This is a genomic window from Actinomadura physcomitrii (assembly GCF_008923205.2).
Classification (GTDB): Bacteria; Actinomycetota; Actinomycetes; order Streptosporangiales; family Streptosporangiaceae; genus Spirillospora; species Spirillospora physcomitrii.
Genome location: NZ_WBMS02000019.1, coordinates 159360 through 175728, shown reverse-complemented (window position 1 = coordinate 175728; position 16369 = coordinate 159360). Strand labels below are relative to the sequence as shown.

General features: G+C 73.8%; 13 protein-coding genes. 5 read left to right on the top strand and 8 right to left on the bottom strand.

All coding sequences use genetic code 11. The annotated features are described in order from the left end of the window. Positions 1 to 52 precede the first annotated feature (52 nt). The 4 genes from F8568_RS24440 to F8568_RS24425 all read left to right on the top strand — a co-directional run bounded on the left by F8568_RS24440 (position 53) and on the right by F8568_RS24425 (position 5978). The gene (locus F8568_RS24440) at positions 53 to 1294 is read left to right on the top strand and encodes a homocitrate synthase/isopropylmalate synthase family protein (protein ID WP_151596009.1); all 1242 of its coding nucleotides are present in this window, start codon (positions 53 to 55) and stop codon (positions 1292 to 1294) included. Between the two features lie 50 nt (positions 1295 to 1344). Next, positions 1345 to 2724 (top strand): SWIM zinc finger family protein, encoded by a 1380-nt coding sequence (locus tag F8568_RS24435; RefSeq protein ID WP_151596008.1) that lies wholly within the window; start codon positions 1345 to 1347, stop codon positions 2722 to 2724. After that, the gene (locus F8568_RS24430; RefSeq protein WP_151596007.1) at positions 2721 to 5366 is read left to right on the top strand and encodes a DUF6493 family protein; all 2646 of its coding nucleotides are present in this window, start codon (positions 2721 to 2723) and stop codon (positions 5364 to 5366) included. Before F8568_RS24435 ends, F8568_RS24430 begins: the two co-directional genes overlap by 4 nt. 69 nt (positions 5367 to 5435) lie before the next feature. Beyond that, complete coding sequence (locus F8568_RS24425; protein WP_151596006.1) at positions 5436 to 5978, top strand: methylated-DNA--[protein]-cysteine S-methyltransferase; 543 nt, start codon at positions 5436 to 5438, stop codon at positions 5976 to 5978. On the opposite strand, the gene F8568_RS24420 is transcribed toward F8568_RS24425, so the two are convergent. The 7 genes from F8568_RS24420 to F8568_RS50570 all read right to left on the bottom strand — a co-directional run bounded on the left by F8568_RS24420 (position 5962) and on the right by F8568_RS50570 (position 10378). Beyond that, positions 5962 to 6567, bottom strand: a complete 606-nt coding sequence (locus F8568_RS24420; protein WP_151596005.1) for a Uma2 family endonuclease — start codon at positions 6565 to 6567, stop codon at positions 5962 to 5964. The genes F8568_RS24425 and F8568_RS24420 overlap by 17 nt on opposite strands. A 145-nt stretch (positions 6568 to 6712) precedes the next feature. Continuing rightward, complete coding sequence (locus tag F8568_RS24415; protein ID WP_151596004.1) at positions 6713 to 7627, bottom strand: oxidoreductase; 915 nt, start codon at positions 7625 to 7627, stop codon at positions 6713 to 6715. A gap of 139 nt (positions 7628 to 7766) precedes the next feature. After that, complete coding sequence (locus F8568_RS24410; RefSeq protein WP_151596003.1) at positions 7767 to 8255, bottom strand: glutathione peroxidase; 489 nt, start codon at positions 8253 to 8255, stop codon at positions 7767 to 7769. A gap of 63 nt (positions 8256 to 8318) precedes the next feature. Further along, entirely contained in the window at positions 8319 to 8480 is a 162-nt protein-coding gene (locus F8568_RS46990) for a hypothetical protein (RefSeq protein WP_202125274.1), read from the bottom strand. Positions 8481 to 8648: 168 nt separating this feature from the next. Further along, a complete protein-coding gene (locus F8568_RS46985) occupies positions 8649 to 8807 on the bottom strand; it encodes a hypothetical protein (RefSeq protein WP_202125294.1) in 159 nt (52 codons plus the stop codon). A 113-nt stretch (positions 8808 to 8920) separates the two neighbouring features. Further along, positions 8921 to 9217 carry a hypothetical protein gene (locus tag F8568_RS24405; protein WP_151596002.1) on the bottom strand — a complete coding sequence of 99 codons (297 nt, stop codon included), beginning with the start codon at positions 9215 to 9217 and terminating at the stop codon, positions 8921 to 8923. 60 nt (positions 9218 to 9277) lie between these two features. After that, a complete protein-coding gene (locus F8568_RS50570; RefSeq protein ID WP_151596001.1) occupies positions 9278 to 10378 on the bottom strand; it encodes an LCP family protein in 1101 nt (366 codons plus the stop codon). Between the two features lie 206 nt (positions 10379 to 10584). On the opposite strand from F8568_RS50570, the gene F8568_RS24395 reads away from it, so the two are divergent. Continuing rightward, positions 10585 to 12597: an ABC transporter ATP-binding protein gene (locus F8568_RS24395; protein WP_151596000.1), complete on the top strand. Its 2013-nt coding sequence runs from the start codon at positions 10585 to 10587 to the stop codon at positions 12595 to 12597. Here F8568_RS24395 and F8568_RS50565 read toward each other — a convergent pair. Beyond that, on the bottom strand, positions 12594 to 16193 hold the full coding sequence (locus F8568_RS50565) for an AAA family ATPase (protein ID WP_151595999.1): 3600 nt from the start codon (positions 16191 to 16193) through the stop codon (positions 12594 to 12596). The two genes, F8568_RS24395 and F8568_RS50565, sit on opposite strands and share 4 nt — an antisense overlap. Between the last annotated feature and the right edge of the window lie 176 nt (positions 16194 to 16369).

Here is a 16369-nt window from a genome sequence, read left to right as displayed (position 1 = left end):
ATTGATTTTCATCAATATTGATACATATGGATCCGGCTGTCAATCTGAGGGCATGCCACAGATTCACTTCCTCGACGTCACCAACCGCGACGGCGTCCAGACCGCCCGGACCGGGCTGTCGAAGTTCGGCAAGACGATGGTGAACTTCTACCTGGGGCGGCTCGGCGTCGCGCAGTCCGAGATCGGCTTCCCGTTCCTCTTCCACGAGGTCCCCTACGTCCGGGCGCAGATCGCGCTGGCGGAGGCCGGGGCGTTCGGCGGCCTGCGGCTGTCGGGCTGGTGCCGGGGCGTCCCGCAGGACGTGGAGAAGGCCGTCGCCGTCCAGGCCGGCGGCAAGGGGCTCGCCCACTACAACCTGTCCATCTCCACGTCCGACTACATGCTCGCGAACAAGTTCCGCGGGAAGCTCGACCGGGACGCCGTCATCCGCGAGATGGTCGCGGCCGTCCGCGCGGCCAAGGCGAGCGGCGCGCGGACCGTCGGCGTCAACGCCGAGGACGGCTCCCGCACCGACGACGGCTTCCTCACCGAGTTCGCGCTCGCCGCCAAGGAGGCCGGCGCCGACCGCGTCCGCTACTGCGACACCATCGGCGGCGACACCCCCGACCGCATCCGCGAGCGCTTCGCCAAGCTCGCGTCCGCGATCGGCATCCCCGTCGAGACGCACTGCCACAACGACCTCGGCCTCGCCGTCGCCAACTCCGTCCACGGCGCGCTCGGCGACCTGCAGGCCGGGCAGGACGCCTGGATCAACACGTGCGTCAACGGGATCGGCGAGCGGTCCGGCAACGCCGACCTGCTGTCGACGATCCTCGCGTTCCGGCATGCCTTCGACCCGCAGGTCACCGGCGCCGAGATCGGCGACCCGATCGACCTTTCCTGGGCGCGGCGCTTCGCGCTGTGGGCGAGCTACGCCTTCGGCCAGCCGCTCCCCTACAACCAGGTCGGCGTCGGGCGGAACGCCTTCGCGCACGAGTCCGGCATCCACGCCGACGGCGCGCTGAAGGACCACGGCAACTACGAGCTGTACGACGAGGAGACCCTCGGCCCGTTCCCCGACGACTGGCACGCGCGGGCCGGACGCGTCGTCCTGACCGGCGAGTACGGCGGCAAGGCCGGGTTCCGGCACGTCATGGACGGCCTCGGCGTCGAACCCGCCGACGAGGAGCTGGCGTTCAAGCTCGTGCAGCTCTGCAACGCCCAGACGGGCCGCCCCCTCACCGACGACGAGCTCCGCCTCATCGCGCGACACCCCCGCGAGCTGGCCCTTCTCTTCCCGGGCGCCATCGAGTGATTCGCCCGTTCCAGCGCTTTTGTCGCCGGTGATCTCTACGGTGTGGAGGCATGGCGAGCAGCGCGACGGCACAGGTCTACTCCTACACGCGTCCCTCCGGGCTGGACGGCGGCCTCCTCGGGCTGTCGACGTCCGGAGGGACGACCAGCACCGGCCCGCGGCCCCATCCGCACTTCTTCAGCGGCGTCCTCACCCAGGCGGCGCCGGCCGCCGCGGCACTGATCGCGCTCGCCGACGTGGCGCGGACCCGCTACCACCAGCCGCGCCCGACCGGCTTCCGCGACCCGGTGGTCACCTGCAACGGCGACCGGCTGAGGATGGAGTCGTTCTCCGCGTGCGGCGGCGTGTACGCGCGGCTGGACGTGCTGGAACCGGCCCTGGACGGCGACGTCCTCGAACGCGGCACCACCAACGTGGACGTCAACGGCCCGCTGCGCGAGGCGCTCGCCCGCGTCGGCGGGTCGGAGCCGCTGCACCTGGCGGTGGGCGCCGACGAGCTGGCGGTCACCACCCTGGACGGCGCGGTGGTGGAGAAGAAGGTGCCCCTGCCGGAGCGGTGGCTGCGCGGGTTCGCCGAGGTCCAGGTGATCACGGCCGGGTTCGATCCGCGCACCGAGCTGAAGGGGCCGGACGCCGTGCGGTTCCTGCGGTCGCTGCCCGCCCGTTCGCGCGGGGCGCTGTGGGCGGTGCCGGCCGGGCGGACGCTCCGGATGTCGTCGCGTCCGGGGCCGGGGGCGGTCTGCCTGTCCGGGCCCGACCGGCTGCGGACGATGCTGCCGCTGCTCCGCTTCGCCCGCGCGCTGCGCGTGTACGGGCCGCCGGTCACCGCGCGCAGCGCGCCGGTGTCGAGCGTCTGGGAGCTGGACCTGCCCGGCATGCGGTACTTCCTGACGCTGTCGCCCGAGGCGTCGCGGGGCTTCTCCGGTGAGGGCGCCGTCCTCGACGCGCTCGCGACGGACGAGGCCGCCGCCGACGCGGACCTGATCGGCGCGCTGCTGTCGTTCGAACCCCGCGTGGACCCCGGCCTGCTCGCCGAGCGCTCCGGCCTGCCGCTCGACCGGACGAAGGCGGCGCTGACCCAGCTCGGCACGTCCGGACGGGTCGGCTTCGACACCGCCGAGGCCGCGTTCTTCCACCGCGAACTGCCCTACGACGCGGCGCGCGTCGCGGCGCTGAACCCGCGCCTGCGGGCGGCGCGGGCGCTGGTCGAGGACGGCGCCGTCCGGTTCACCGGCGGCGACGCGGCGGTCGTGACCACCGGCGGCGGCGAGCGCCAGGTCCGCTTCGACGGCGACCGCGCCACCTGCACCTGCCCGTGGTGGTTCGACCACCGGGGCGAGCGGGGGCCGTGCAAGCACGTCCTCGCGGCGACGATCGTCCGGCGCGACGGCGAGGCGGTCGCCGCTCTGAACGCGGAGGCGGCCCGATGAGCTGGGACGAGATCCGCGACGCGATCGACGCGAAGGACACCGGCCGGGTGATGAACCTGGTCCGCAAGCTGGACGCGGCGGGCCGCAAGGAGGTCGCCGACCGGCTGCCCGGCAGGCTGAAGGAGCTGCGCGACGCGAGCAAGTGGGGCGAGCTGGAGCGGGGCTTCCACGAGCCGCTGATACTGGCGGGCGCGGGCACGATCGGTGGGGCCGCCGCAGCGGCGGCGTGGTTGTGCCGCCGCGAGTTCGACACGTGGTGGCTGCGCTCCCAGGGCAGGGAGTTGCGCCGGGACCTGGACGTGGTCACCGCGGACCGCCCCGTACAGTGGCGCGCCGACGTCGGCCGCCGCGTCGCGGAGCGCATCCGGGTGTCGGACTTCACCGAGCAGGTGCTGCCGCGCTGGCACATGGCGGCCGGCCTCACCCTGTCGGCGGGCGCCGAGCCCCCCGCGGCGGACGGCTTCGTCGTCATGTGGGCGAGCGGCGGCGCCGACACCAAGGCGCTCGCCGACGACCCGTTCCTCGACGCGCTCGTCCCCCGGCTGTTCGAGGCGGACGGCGTCGGCGCGGCCCTCGCGTTCGACCGGAGCACCGCGCAGCGGGTCAAGGAGCGCCGGACGTGGGCGGACGCGCTGACCGAGCTGGCCGCCGCGGGACGCGTCCCGCGCGGCACGCTGATCGACGGCTGCGTCCGGCGGTTCCTGCGCGGCGGCACGCCGCACGAGCTGCGCTGGTTCGCTCAGCTGCACGAACTCCTGGAGCCCACGGACGACGAGGTCGCCGCGCGGGTGCGGGACTACGCCCGGCTGCTGCCGGCCGCGCCGTCGACGATCGCGGACCTGGCGCTGCGGGCCGTCCGCCGGGCCGACGAGCTGGAGAGGGTCGACGAGCCGCTGTTCGAGGAGGCGGCGGGCGCGGTGCTGTTCCGGCCGGAGACCAAGCTGATCCGGGCCGGCCTGACCTGGCTGGACCGGACGGCGCGCAAGCGCGGGCGGGTGGACGCCGCGCTCCGCGCGGTCACCGCCGCGTTCACCTGCGACTCCCTCGACCTGCGGGAACGCGCCGTGAAGATCGCCGTCAGGCACGCGGGGAAGGCGTCGGCGGAAACGGGCGAGCAGGTCCGCGGCGCCGCGTCGGGGCTGCCGGGGCCGCTCCGCGACACGATCGCCGCCGCGTTCGGCGAGGTGGAGGCCGAGGCCCCGCTCCCCGTGGGATCGCCGCCGTTCACGCCGCGCGAGATGCCCGCGCCGATCGCGTCCCCCGCCGAGATGGCCGCGGAGTTCGACGCCCTGTCGCGCACCGAGCAACCGGACTGGCTCGCGGTGGAGCGCTTCCTGGCCGCGCTCGTCGCGTTCGCCCACGAGGACGCCGGCGCCGCCCGGGACGCCCTGCGCCCCGTGGTGGCCCCGATGTCGTGGCTGATCGACCCACACATCGGGCTCGGCGTCTACGAGGGGGACTGGCCGGTGTCGGCCGTCCGGTCCCTGTTCGTCCCGAAGGCGCCCACCCGGCTGGCCGCAGCGCTCGCCTCCTTCGTCAAGGGCTGGGCGCGCAAGGGCGAGACCGTCTTCGACCCTGCGATGGACCGGTTCCTCGCCCTGCGCGGCCGGGAGATCGCCGCGTCCGTGGGCAAGGTGCCCGTGCTGCTGGCGGCCCCGACCACCGCGAGCGGCCACATCGATCCGGCGGTGCTCGTCGAGCGGCTCGAAAGGTTCGAGGCGGCGGGCGCCGAACCGGGGCGGGCCGAGCTCGCGCAGGCGATGCTCCGCGTCCCGCGCGAGATCGACGCCGCGGCCGCCGCCCGTGCCGGGAACCTGGTGTCGCCGGCGGGGCGGGCGATGGCCGCCTGGCTCGCCGCGGGCCCGCCGGCCGACCCGGACGTGCGGTGCGAGGTGCTCGAGAAGCCGGCGGCGACCGTCGGCGACCGCACGCTCCGCCTCCCGTCCCGGATCCTCTCCGTGGTCGCCATGCCCGGGGACTCCGACGTCGCGCACCTGTGCGCCTTCCCCGAGGAAGGGTGGCGGGACTTCGGGCAGCCGTCGTACCGCTCGACGTATGCGTGGTGGCCGGGCGTCACGCCGTCGCACCGGGAGATCGCCGCGGCGCATCTCGTCCCGTACCAGGTGCGTCTGACCGACGAGAACATGTCGCAGGGCGCGACGATGCTCGCCCTCGCCGAGGCCGGCGGCCCCGCCGGCGCCGCCACCGGCACGCTGCTCGCCCTGACGCTGGCCAACCGGCACGAACGCCACCGCGCCGACGCGGTCGACGCCCTGCTCACACTGAGCGCGCGCGGCATCCTGCCCGCCGCGGAGACCGGCGTCGCGGCCGGACGGCTCGCGGCCTTCGACCGCATCAAGTTCGGCCGCGTGGTCAAGGCGCTCACCGCCGCCGCGGACGCCGGCGCGCTCTCCGACGTCTGGACGCTGATCGCCGCCGCGCTCCCCGAGGTGCTTCCCGCGCCGGGCGAGCGCGCCCCGGCCGGCCTCCCCGACCTGCTGGCGCTCGGCACCCGCGCCGCCGAGACGACCGGCGCGCGCGGCACGGTGCCCGCGCTGGAGGCCGTCGCCGGGCGCGGCGGGTCCAGCCGCCTGGTGAAGGAGGCCGCCCGGCTGCACCGGACCCTCACCGCCGCAACCTGACCGGCGGCCCCGGTGTTGATGGGAATGTCGGACTCGGATGGCACGCTGGACGGACCAGAAGGGAGCGCCATGACCGAGACACTCGCGTTCGGCACGGTCGACACCGTGCTCGGACGGCTGCTCGTCAGCGAGACCGAGACGGGGATCGTGTCGCTGGACTTCCGCGACACCCCCGCCGCGCGCGAGCGGGCCGCCCGCAAGACCGGCCTGCCGGTGGTGGACGCCCCCGGCCGCCTCGACCCGGCGCTGGCGGCGCTGCGCGACTACTTCGCCGGCGACCTGAAGACGTTCGAGCTGCCGATCGACTGGCGGCTGACGGGCGACGTCCAGCGGCAGGTGCTGACCACGCTGTACGAGACCGTCCCCTACGGGCGGACGATCACCTACGGCGACCTCGGCGACCGCAGCGGCACCGGCGTGCACGCCCAGGTGATCGGGCAGGTGATGGGGAGCAACCCGATCCCGCTGATCGTCCCGTGCCACCGCGTCGTCGCCTCGAACGGCCTCGGCGGCTACAGCGGCGGCTCCGGCGTCGAGGTGAAGCGCTGGCTGCTCACCCTGGAGGGCTCGATCCCCGCCACCCTCGACTGGGACATCACTCGCGCCCCCTGACCTCCCGCCGCCGCGGCCCGACGAGCACCGCCGGGTCGAACGCCACCTCGAACGGCTCCGCGATCCGCAGCGTCCGCCCCGCGCAGACACGGTCGGCCTGCACGTACTCGCCGTCCTTGAGGACGAGCACCTCCACGCACGGCGCCCCCTCGCCGATCAGCTCGACGCGAAGGAACGTCGGGATGCCCGCCGCCGCGTACATCCGGGGCTTGTCGGTGAAGTCGCGCCGACGGTTGCTGCGCCCCGGGCTGACCACTTCTGCGACGAGGTGGATGTACTGCGGGTCGAGCGCCACCGAACCGGCGAGCATGGGTTCGGCGTCACCGACCACGACGTCCGGGATCGCGCCTTCACCCGCGCAGGGAACGTTGGCGCCCTCGGTGACCTCCATGTCCTCCGGCGCGGCGGAAAGGAGCACGTCGCGCAGCCGTCCTGTGCAGATCTGATGATTGGTCGCGGCGAGGGGGCTCACGACGTAACTCCCGTCGATCAGTTCGATGCGCTGCTCGCTCTCCGGCAGCGCCAGCCAGTCCTCGACGGTGAACTCATCACGATCAGGCATCGGTTCGGCGGGCATTGCGAGTGCCACGCCTCATCACCTCCATAGGCCCAGTGTGTCATGGGGGGCATCGACGTTCGATCACGCTGGGCGTTCACTTGATTACGCCGAGAACCCGGAAGTTGGCAGACCGAGGATCAGCGCGTCAGGCGAACGGCGGCTGAGGCGAAGGCGGTCAGGTGGAGGCGGGGGTGTAGGTGACGCCGGTGAGGGTTTCGGAGATCTGCCAGAGGCGGTCGCCGAGGCCGGGCTTGGCGGCCTGCGGTGGCGTGACGACCTTGACGGGGCTGCCGCGGAACTGCAGCAGGCGCGGGCCGTAGCAGGCGCCGCCCTCGACGTCCGGGGCGGTCGCGGCGTACAGGGACGGCAGCGCCCCGGTCGCCGCCGACTGCGCGACCACCGCGTTGCTGAGCACCATCGCCTTCGCCATGACGGAGTTGCCGGCCATCTTCGGGCCGGCCTCCTGGAGGTTGGTGGCGGCGTAGCCGGGGTGGGCGGCGACGCTGGTGAGCTCGGGGACGCGGCGGTCCAGCTCGCGGGCGAAGACGAGGTTGGCGAGCTTGGCCTGGCCGTAGGCGCCCCACCGGCTGTAGCGGCGCTCGCCCTGCAGGTCGTCGAAGCGGAACCGGCCGCTCCAGGCGACCCCCGAGGTGACCGTCACGACGCGGGCGGACGCGGCGGCGCGCAGCGCGGGCAGCAGCAGGCCGGTCAGCGCGAAGTGGCCGAGGTGGTTGGTGCCGAACTGCATCTCGAAGCCGTCGGCGGTGGTGCGGCGCGGGAGCGCCATGACGCCCGCGTTGTTGACCAGGATGTCGAGCGGGTCGTCGCCGTACCGGGCGGCGAACCCGCGCACCGACGCCAGGTCGGCGAGGTCGAGGGCGCCGAGGGTGAGGGCGGCGCCGGGCGCGGCGGCCCTGATCCGGTCGAAGGCGGCCTGGCCGCGTTCGGCGCTGCGGCAGGCCAGCACGACGGCGGCGCCGTGCCGGGCGAGCTGCAGCGCCGTGTGGTAGCCGATGCCGCTGTTGGCCCCGGTGACGATCGCCCTTCGGCCCTGCAGATCGGGAATGTCGGCCGCCGTCCACCCGCTCATGGCACCTCCACGTCGTAGCGCGACCTCAAAAGCTAGACGTGTCATTCAATAGCGACAAGCGGTGTGGCGCGATTCACAATGCCGGAGTGCCGGGCGCGGGGTTCGTGTGCCCGCGTCCGGCGCTCTTCCAGGCCTTTTCTCAGGCCGGAAGGTTCTTCTCGATGGCGGCGACGACGTCGGCGGACTCCGGCTCGGTCTGCGGCGCGAACCGGGCGGCGACCGCGCCGTCCGGGGCGATCAGGAACTTCTCGAAGTTCCACCGGATGTCGCCGGTGTGGCCCTCGGCGTCGGGGGTGCCGACGAGGCCGTCGTACAGCGCGTGCCGGCCGTCGCCGTTGACCTCGATCTTCTCGGTCATCGGGAACGTGACCCCGTAGGTCGCCGAGCAGAACTGCGCGATCTCCTCGGCGCTGCCGGGCTCCTGGCCCATGAACTGGTTGCACGGGACGCCGAGGACGGTGAAGCCGCGCCCGGCGAACCGCTCCTGCAGCCGCTCCAGGCCGGCGTACTGCGGGGTCAGGCCGCACTTGGAGGCGACGTTGACGACGAGCACGGCCTTGCCCCGGTACTGCCCGAGGTCTGCGGGACCGCCCTGCAGACCCTCGATCTCCACGTCATAGAAGGACATGCGGCCGATCCTAGGCGATCACCCCCGGCCCGCACCGCCCGGACCGCACCGGAAGGCGGCGGGTCACGGCGACAGGTCCAGGCTGCTCACGAACGAGGAGACCTGGTCACCGGCCCTGCCCAGCTGGGTGAACGCGTTGTTGACGAAACCGGCCGCGTCCTGGGGTGAGCTCAGCAGGTAGAAGATGACGAAGGCGATGGCCACATAGCGGAGGTTCTTCTTCATCCGTACGCCGTCCCTGTTGTAGCGCAGCGACACATTGACCCGATCCAATGATGCCCAGCCGCGTCTGCTCGCAAAGCGGGATTTTACTGTGACGCGGGGGAGAGCGCTTGCTTGCCGCGCGCGAAAAAGCCCCGCACCCGCGGCGGGTACGGGGCCTGGAAGCGGCACCTAGCTGGGAATCGCGCTCATGAACTGCGACAACGACTCGGCCGCGGTCCCCAGCCCGTTCAGCGCGTTGTGGACGAGATTCGCCGCTCCCTCGGGCCTGCTGATGACGTACCACGCTACGAACGCGATAGAGGCCAGCTTCAACTGCTTCTTGTACACTACAACCACCCTCTGCGGTCGGATGCCTACGGAGTGTAGTTCCCAAGGGTGGCCGCAAGGAGAGCAAGACGCGGAAAAGTCAAGGTCATGTCCGCTTGGCGCGGACGCGGGCCTCAGCCGCCGTGCTCGGTGAGGTAGTCGATGTAGAAGGGCCGGAGGGCGTCGGCGACCTCGCCCTCCCCCGCGTGCGTGAACTCGCGCAGCAGCGACAGGCCGTGGAACAGGTCGAACTCGGCGCGGCCGACCTCGCCGGCGGCCGCGGCGGCGGCGGGGATGGCGCGCAGCAGGTCCCACAGGAAGCCCACGTCGTGGCGCTCCCTGGCCAGCTCCATCGCGCGGTCGTGGAGTTCCTTGGACGACAGGGTCGACAGGTCGTCCTGCTTTCCGCCCTCAGGCGTCACATCCGCCATGGCCCGACTCTATGCCAAGCCCGGCCCGGCCCCCGACGGGACCGGGCCGGGCGCGGCGCCTCACTTCTGGACGAGGTCGGACGGGACGGGCTGCCCCTGCTTCAGCGCGCCGAACAGCTTCGACGCCTTCGTCTTGTCCCAGGTGATGTAGGAGCCGACGCTCGGTGAGGAGCCGGTCCCGCCGACCGGGACCGTCACGGTCACGCCGCCGTTGGACACGCCGCGCATCGCCCACATCATCCGCACCAGGTCGTACAGGTGGTCGCCGTCGTCCACGAGGAAGTTGCTGGTGGAGTGGAGGGCGAGCGGGACGCTGCGGAACGGGTTGAGGAGCGTCGCCGGGCTGGACGCCTTCTTCATGAGCGCGCCGAAGAACTGCCGCTGGTGCTCGACGCGCTCCAGGTCGGCGCGGGCGTAGTGGCGGCTGCGGACGTAGCCGAGCGCGTCGCTGCCCTTGAGGTTCTGGCAGCCGGCCTTGAGGTCGATGCCGGCCTTCGGGTCCTTGAGGTCCTCCTTGACGCAGATGTTCACGCCGCCGACGGCGTCGACCACGCCGACGAACCCGTTGAACCCGATCTCGGCGTAGTGGTCGATGTGCACGCCGGTCGACTTCTCCACCGTCTGCGCCAGCAGCTTGGGGCCGCCGAACGCGAACGCCGCGTTCAGCTTGTTGGATCCGTGCCCGGGGATGGGGACGTAGGAGTCGCGCGGGAGGCTGATGAGGGACGTGCCGCCCGCGCCGTAGTGCAGCAGCATCATCGAGTCGGTGCGCCGCCCGGCCGCGTAGCCGGTGTGGAGCTTCTTCTGGGCCGCCTTGTCGAGGCCCTTGCGGCTGTCGGAGCCGACGATCAGCCAGTTGGTGCCGGGCGTGTCGGCGACCCGGCCCGGGTAGTCGACCAGGACCGACTCCCGCTCCAGCCGCGAGTCGAGGTAGAAGTAGCCGCCGACGATCAGCAGCACGAGCACGACGGCGATCACGCCGAGCACCCGGGGCCAGCGGCGCCGCCGGCGCCGGCGGGCCGGCGGTTCGTCGGGATAGACCCGGCCTCCGGCGAGCTGGTCGCCCGCATACGGGTCGTCATAGGGGTCGCCGTACGCCTCCCGCCCGTAGGCGGCGTGCTGGTGCTCCGCGCGTACGGAGTCGTGCCTCTCGCGGGCCACGCCGTCGTCCTTCCTGCCGTGTCCGGCCACCAGGCCGGCCGCCGGTCATGCCGTAGACCCTAGACAAACCCGCGGTGTGCCGCGTCCATCCGGCGCATGATTGTCCACACCTCCAAATCACTACGTTTTGTGACATATGAAGCGGACACCGTCCCCCTCAAGGCGCACACTGCCCTTCGGTGGCACAGACGCGCGGAGGGCGGCGCATGGGCGCGAGGCGGCGTACCGCCGGGAGATCTCGGCTGCTCGCACGCCGGCGGCGCGGGAGCGGCCCCGCCGCGCCGGACGACCCGTTCGAGTCGCGGCTGCCGGAGCTGACGGCGCACATCTGGCACGCCAAGGACGGCGAACTCGCCGAGACCGGCATGGGCACCATGGCCCGCCGGCTCCCCGCGGTGATCGCGCGGGCGGCGGGGCTGGCCTGGCGGGCCAGCCGCGCCGACACGGCCGCGACGATCTCCCTGAACCTCGCCGCCGGGCTGTTCACCGCGTTCGGGCTGCTCGCCACGACCGGCGTGCTCACCGCGCTGTTCAGCGCCGGCCCCACGCCCGACCGGGTCCGCGACGCGCTGCCGTCCCTGGCGCTCGTCGCCGGCTCGGTGGCGCTGCGGTCCGGGCTCCAGGCCGCCGCCGGCTGGACCCAGGCCCGCCTCCAACCGCAGGTCCAGCGGCTGGTCGAGCTGCGGCTCTACGAGGCGACCACGGCCGCGGACCTGACCGCCCTCGACGACTCGACGTTCCTGGACGACCTGCAGCGCGCCCAGACCCGCGGGATGAACGCCGCGCCCCAGGTCGTCCAGCACGCCGTCGACGTGCTGACCGGCGCCGTCGGCATGATCGCCGCCGCCGGGACGCTCGGCGTGCTGCACCCGCTGCTGCTCCCGCTGCTGCTGCTCACCGCCGTCCCGGAGGGCTGGGCGTCGGTCCGCAGCGCCCGGATGCGCTACGCCACGATGCTCGCGCTGGTCGGCGTCGCCCGCCGCAAGTGGATCCTGTCCGACCTGATGACCGAGCGGCGGCACGCCGCCGAGGTCCGCTCGTTCACCATGCGGCCGTTCCTGCTCGGCGAGTACGACCGGTTCGCCGCCCACCAGCGCCGCGTCGAGCTCGGCCTGGCCCGCAGGCAGACCTACGCGAAGCTCACCGGCGACGTCCTGAAGGGCGTCGCGACCGCCGGCGTCTACGTCGCGCTGGGCCTCATGCTCTGGCAGGGCTGGGTGCCGCTGGCCGTCGCCGGCACGGCCGTCCTCGCGATCAGGAGCGGGCAGACGTCCCTGGTGAACCTCGTGTTCGCGGTCAACCAGTGCTACGAGGAGGGCCTGTACTTCGGTGACTACCTGGCGTTCTGCGACGCCGCCGAGGCCCGCGTCCCGCAGCGCGCCCTCCCGCCGCCGGACACCGACTCGCATCCGGCGCTGCCCGCCGACTTCGCCCGCATCGAGGTCCGCGACGTCACCTTCACCTACCCCGGCTCCGACGCCCCGTCCCTCAGAGGCGTCTCACTGGAGCTGCGCCGCGGCGAGGTCGTCGCGCTCGTCGGCGAGAACGGGTCCGGCAAGACCACCCTCTCCCGGATCATGGGCGGCCTGTACGAACCCGACGCCGGCGAGGTCCGCTGGGACGACGTGGCCCTCACCGACGTCCTCCAGGCCGAGGTGTGGAGCCGCGTCGCCGTCATCGCGCAGGAGTACACCCACTGGCCGATGACCGCACGGCAGAACATCACCATGGGGCGCGGCCCCGAGCACCGTCCCGGCGAACCCGAGGACCCCGCCGTGCTCGCCGCCGCCCGCGCGTCCGGCGCCGAGGAGGTCGTCGCGGACCTGGCCCGCGGCTACGACACCCTCCTGGACCGCCGCTTCCAGGGCGGCGCCGAGCTGTCCGGCGGGCAGTGGCAGCGGCTCGCCGTCGCCCGCGGCTTCTACCGCGACGCGCCGCTGCTGATCTGCGACGAACCCACCGCCAGCCTCGACGCCCGCGCCGAGCACCTGCTCTTCGACCGGATCCGCGACCACGCCGCCGGGCGCACCGTCCTGCTCATCACCCACCGCCTCGCCAGCGTCCGCTACGCCGACCGCATCTACGTCCTGGAACACGGCAAGGTCATCGAAGAAGGCGACCACACCACCCTGATGGCCGCCGGCGGCCTCTACGCCGACCTCTACAACCTCCAGGCATCCGCTTACCAGGGGGGCGATCCCCTGGGCGGACACAGCTAGATGTAGGGGCCGAAGGCGTTGGGGTCGGTGGGGTTCGGGGGGGTGTCGGGGAGGTCCTCGGGGCGCAGGAGGCGGACCTCGGACGGTTCGATGGCGGCGGGGTCGGCGTCGTGGGCGGCGGTGATGCGCTGCGCCTGCCGGGACACCGCGGCGTCCAGCAGGTTCCGGACGAGGCGGGCGTTGCCGAACGACGAGCCGCGCGGATGGGCGGCGACGAGGCGGCGCAGCGCGCCCGGGACGCCGGGGTCCAGGGTGAGGCCGGCGGTCGCCGCCATCAGCTCGAAGATCGTGACGAGCTCGTCGTCGGAGTAGTCGGGGAAGCGCAGGACCTGCGGGAAGCGCGACTCCAGGCCCGGGTTGGACTTCAGGAAGCGCTCCATCTCCGCGTCGTAGCCCGCGACGATGACCACCAGGTCGGCGCGGTGCTCCTCCATCAGCCGCAGCAGCTCGGCGATCGCCTCGTGCCCGAAGTCGCGCTGGTCGCCGCCGCCCGCCGAGGTCAGCGCGTACGCCTCGTCGATGAACAGCACGCCGCCGAGGGACCGCTCGACCGCGGCCCGCACCCGGGGCGCGGTCTGCCCGACGAACTCGGCGACGAGGTCGGCGCGGGTCACCTCGACCAGGTGCCCGGACGACAGCAGGCCGAGCCGGGCGTACACGGCCGCGATCAGCCGCGCGATCGTCGTCTTCGCGGTGCCCGGGTTGCCCATGAACACCATGTGCCGGGTCGGGACGGTCAGCGGGACGCCGGCGTCGCGGCGCATCTGCTCGGCGCGGGCCTCGGCGACCAGCGCGTCCACCTGCCGCTTGACCTCCTTGAGGCCGATGAGGCGGGCGATCTCGCCGAGCGGGTCGGACGAGACGTCCCCGCCGGCGCGGGCGAGCGCGTCGGGGACGTCCTCGAGGAGGATCTCGTCGAGCGACTCGGTCTCGTCGACGACGCCGTCGGCGAGCACGCGGCGGCCCTGCATCGCGACCGCCCGGTCCAGCAGGTTGATCATGATGCGGGCGTTGCCGAAGCCGTTGTCGCGCGGCGCGGCCTGGGCGAGCGCGCGCACCTTGTCGAGGACGCCGGGGGCGAGCGCGAATCCGCCGTCGGCGGCCTTGCCCGCGAACACCTGCACCAGCTCGTCGTCGGTGAGGTCGGGGAAGCGGACGGTGCGGGGGAACAGCGCGGCGAGGTCGGGGTGGGACTTCAGCAGCCCGTTCATCTCCGCCTGCGGCCCGGTCAGCACGACCACCAGGTCGTCGGCGTGCGCCTGGACGGTGGTGAGCAGCACGTCGAGGACCTCGCGGCCCCGCACGGCGTCCACGGCGGCGGCGACGAACGCGTGCGCGTCCCGGACCACGAGGACGCCGCCGAGCGCCTGCTCGACGGCGCGGCGCACCCGCAGTACGCTCTCGGTGGCGTACTCGCCGAGCAGGTCGGCGCGCTCGACCTCGACCATGTGCCCGGACGACAGCACGCCGAGCCCGGCGTAGATCCGGCCGAGGATCCGCGCGACCTTGGTCTTGCCGGTGCCGGGGTTGCCGGTGAAGACCAGGTGGCGGGGGCGCGCGGCGAGCGCCATCCCCGCCTCGCGGCGCAGCCGGGCGGCCTTGGCCTCGGCGACGAGCGCGTCCACCTCGCGCTTGACCGGCGCGATGCCGGCGCAGGCGGCGAGCTCCGCGTAGGGGTCGGTCTCGGCGGGACGGCCCGGGATGAGGCGCTGCGGCAGGTCCGCGGCGGCGACCTCCGGGGCGTCGTTGCCGGTACGGGCCCGCGCGGCCGCGGCGCACTGCGCCGCGGTGTGCTCGGCCAGGCGCGCGCCGCGGAGGTTCAACAGTGGGGGCGTCCGGCTGAGCAGCACGCCTGCGGTCGCGGCGACGTCGGCCGGCACCGTCGCGCCGCGCGCCCGGACGGCCCGGGTGAACAGCTCGGCGAAGTGGTCCTCGGCGAAGTCGTGCGTGCGGGCCACCTCGAAGGCGCGGACGAGCGCCGGGTTGGCGTCGAACAGCCGCCGGTCGCCGCCGGGGCGGCACAGCGCGACGACGTCCAGGGCCGGCGAGCGGGCCATGAGCCGGCGCAGTTCCTCGACCGCCGCGGCGCCGCAGCGCTCGTAGGAGACCAGCCGCTCCAGGTCGTCGACGACGAGCAGCATCCGGCCCTCGACGCAGTCGCGGACGCGGGCCTGCAGCCACAGCGCGGCGTCGCTGACGCCCAGCGAGGCGAACACCTGGTCGGAGACCCAGAGGGCCTCGCGAACGGCGCCGGCCGCGGCCAGCCGCCGTTCCAGCAGCTCGGCGGCGGTGCCCTTGCCGGTGCCCTCGGGGCCGGCGATCAGCAGCCGGACGGGCCGCTCCCCCGCGAGCCGCGCGGCCAGCGCGTCCCGGAGCGCGCGCGCGAGCTCCGGCTGCCCGACCAGCTCGTCGCGCACCTCGTCCCGTGCGGGACCGTCATCCTCCGGTGTGCCGGTTCCGGGCGCCTCCTCCGGACGGCCCTGAGCGGGCGCGGACGGCGCGAGGAGACCGGCCAGCGGGTTGACGACGCGGCGCGCCGCGAACAGCCGCCGCAGGTCGGACTGGAACGGGCGCACGGGAACGCGGCAGCGCGGGCTCGTCGGCGCGTCCGGCAGGCCCTGGACCGCGCCGGTGATGCGGACCGCCATGTCCAGCCAGGCGCGGGCCGCGTCCGCCTCCCCGGCGACGAGCCCCCGCGCCAGCCATCCGCGCAGGTCCTGCTGCCACGCCTCGACGGCGAACCCGGCGCGGACCGCGCGGAACCGCTCCTGCAGGTTCTGGTAGCGGTCGGCGCCGAGCGCGACCGCGAACTCCGCCGGGACGGCCGCCGCGTCGGCGGCCAGCAGCAGCTTGGCCAGCGCCGCGTCGGCGCCGTCGCCGTCCAGGACGGCCTCCGACAGCCGCGCGTGCGCCGCGTCGAGGCCGTCGCACGCCCAGCCGAGGTACCCGACGGGCCCGGCCAGCTCGGGCAGGACGTGGAGCTCCTCGTCGGTGAGCCCGGCCGTCCACACCTCCTCCAGCCGCTCCTGCGGGACGGTCAGGTCCTGCTCGCGCAGCTCCGGGTCGGCGGCCCGGCGGTCGAACAGGCCGGCGAGCGCCCGGCGGCGGCGCTCCAGCGGCTCCAGGCCGTCGAAGACGTCCAGGCCGTCGCGGGCCAGCTCCAGCATCACCGTGCGCAGCTCGCGGTCGTCTCCGGCCGGCTCGGGCAGCCACAGGCCCGGCGGGCGCCACCGCCCGCCCTGGGTGAACCACGCGACCGGCTCGCGGACGGCGGGCTCCGGAGTCGCCAGGAAGTCCGACAGCAGCTCGTAGTCGACGTCGCCGCGGGACCCGCCGCGCACCGCCGACGCGCCCAGCAGGAACGTCAGCAGCGACCACTGCTCGGCGCCCGCCGCGCTCGTCCCCTCGCCGTAGAAGTCGCTGAGCCGGCGCGGGAGCAGCGCCGCGCGGGGGTCGGCGTTGTAGGCGACGGCCCGTTCCCGCATCCGCTCGTAGAGCCCGTCGGGCACGCGCCACGGGCCGTGGGCGTACACGTCGAGCACGGGCTCCTCGGTGAGCAGCAGTTCGAGATGGTCCGGCAGCCGGGGGGAACGCACCTGGTCCTTCTCCTATGCGGCGGGTGGGGGACGTCACGTCTGGCAAGCACCCTACGACCCGGCGCGATCACGCACATCCCGTCGCGCCGGGTTGGCACCGAGCCGCTCCTCGGCGATAGTTGCCATACGGAAAGTATCCGCCTCGGGGGCCATGCCTGTGGCGGCGCCCGGCCCCT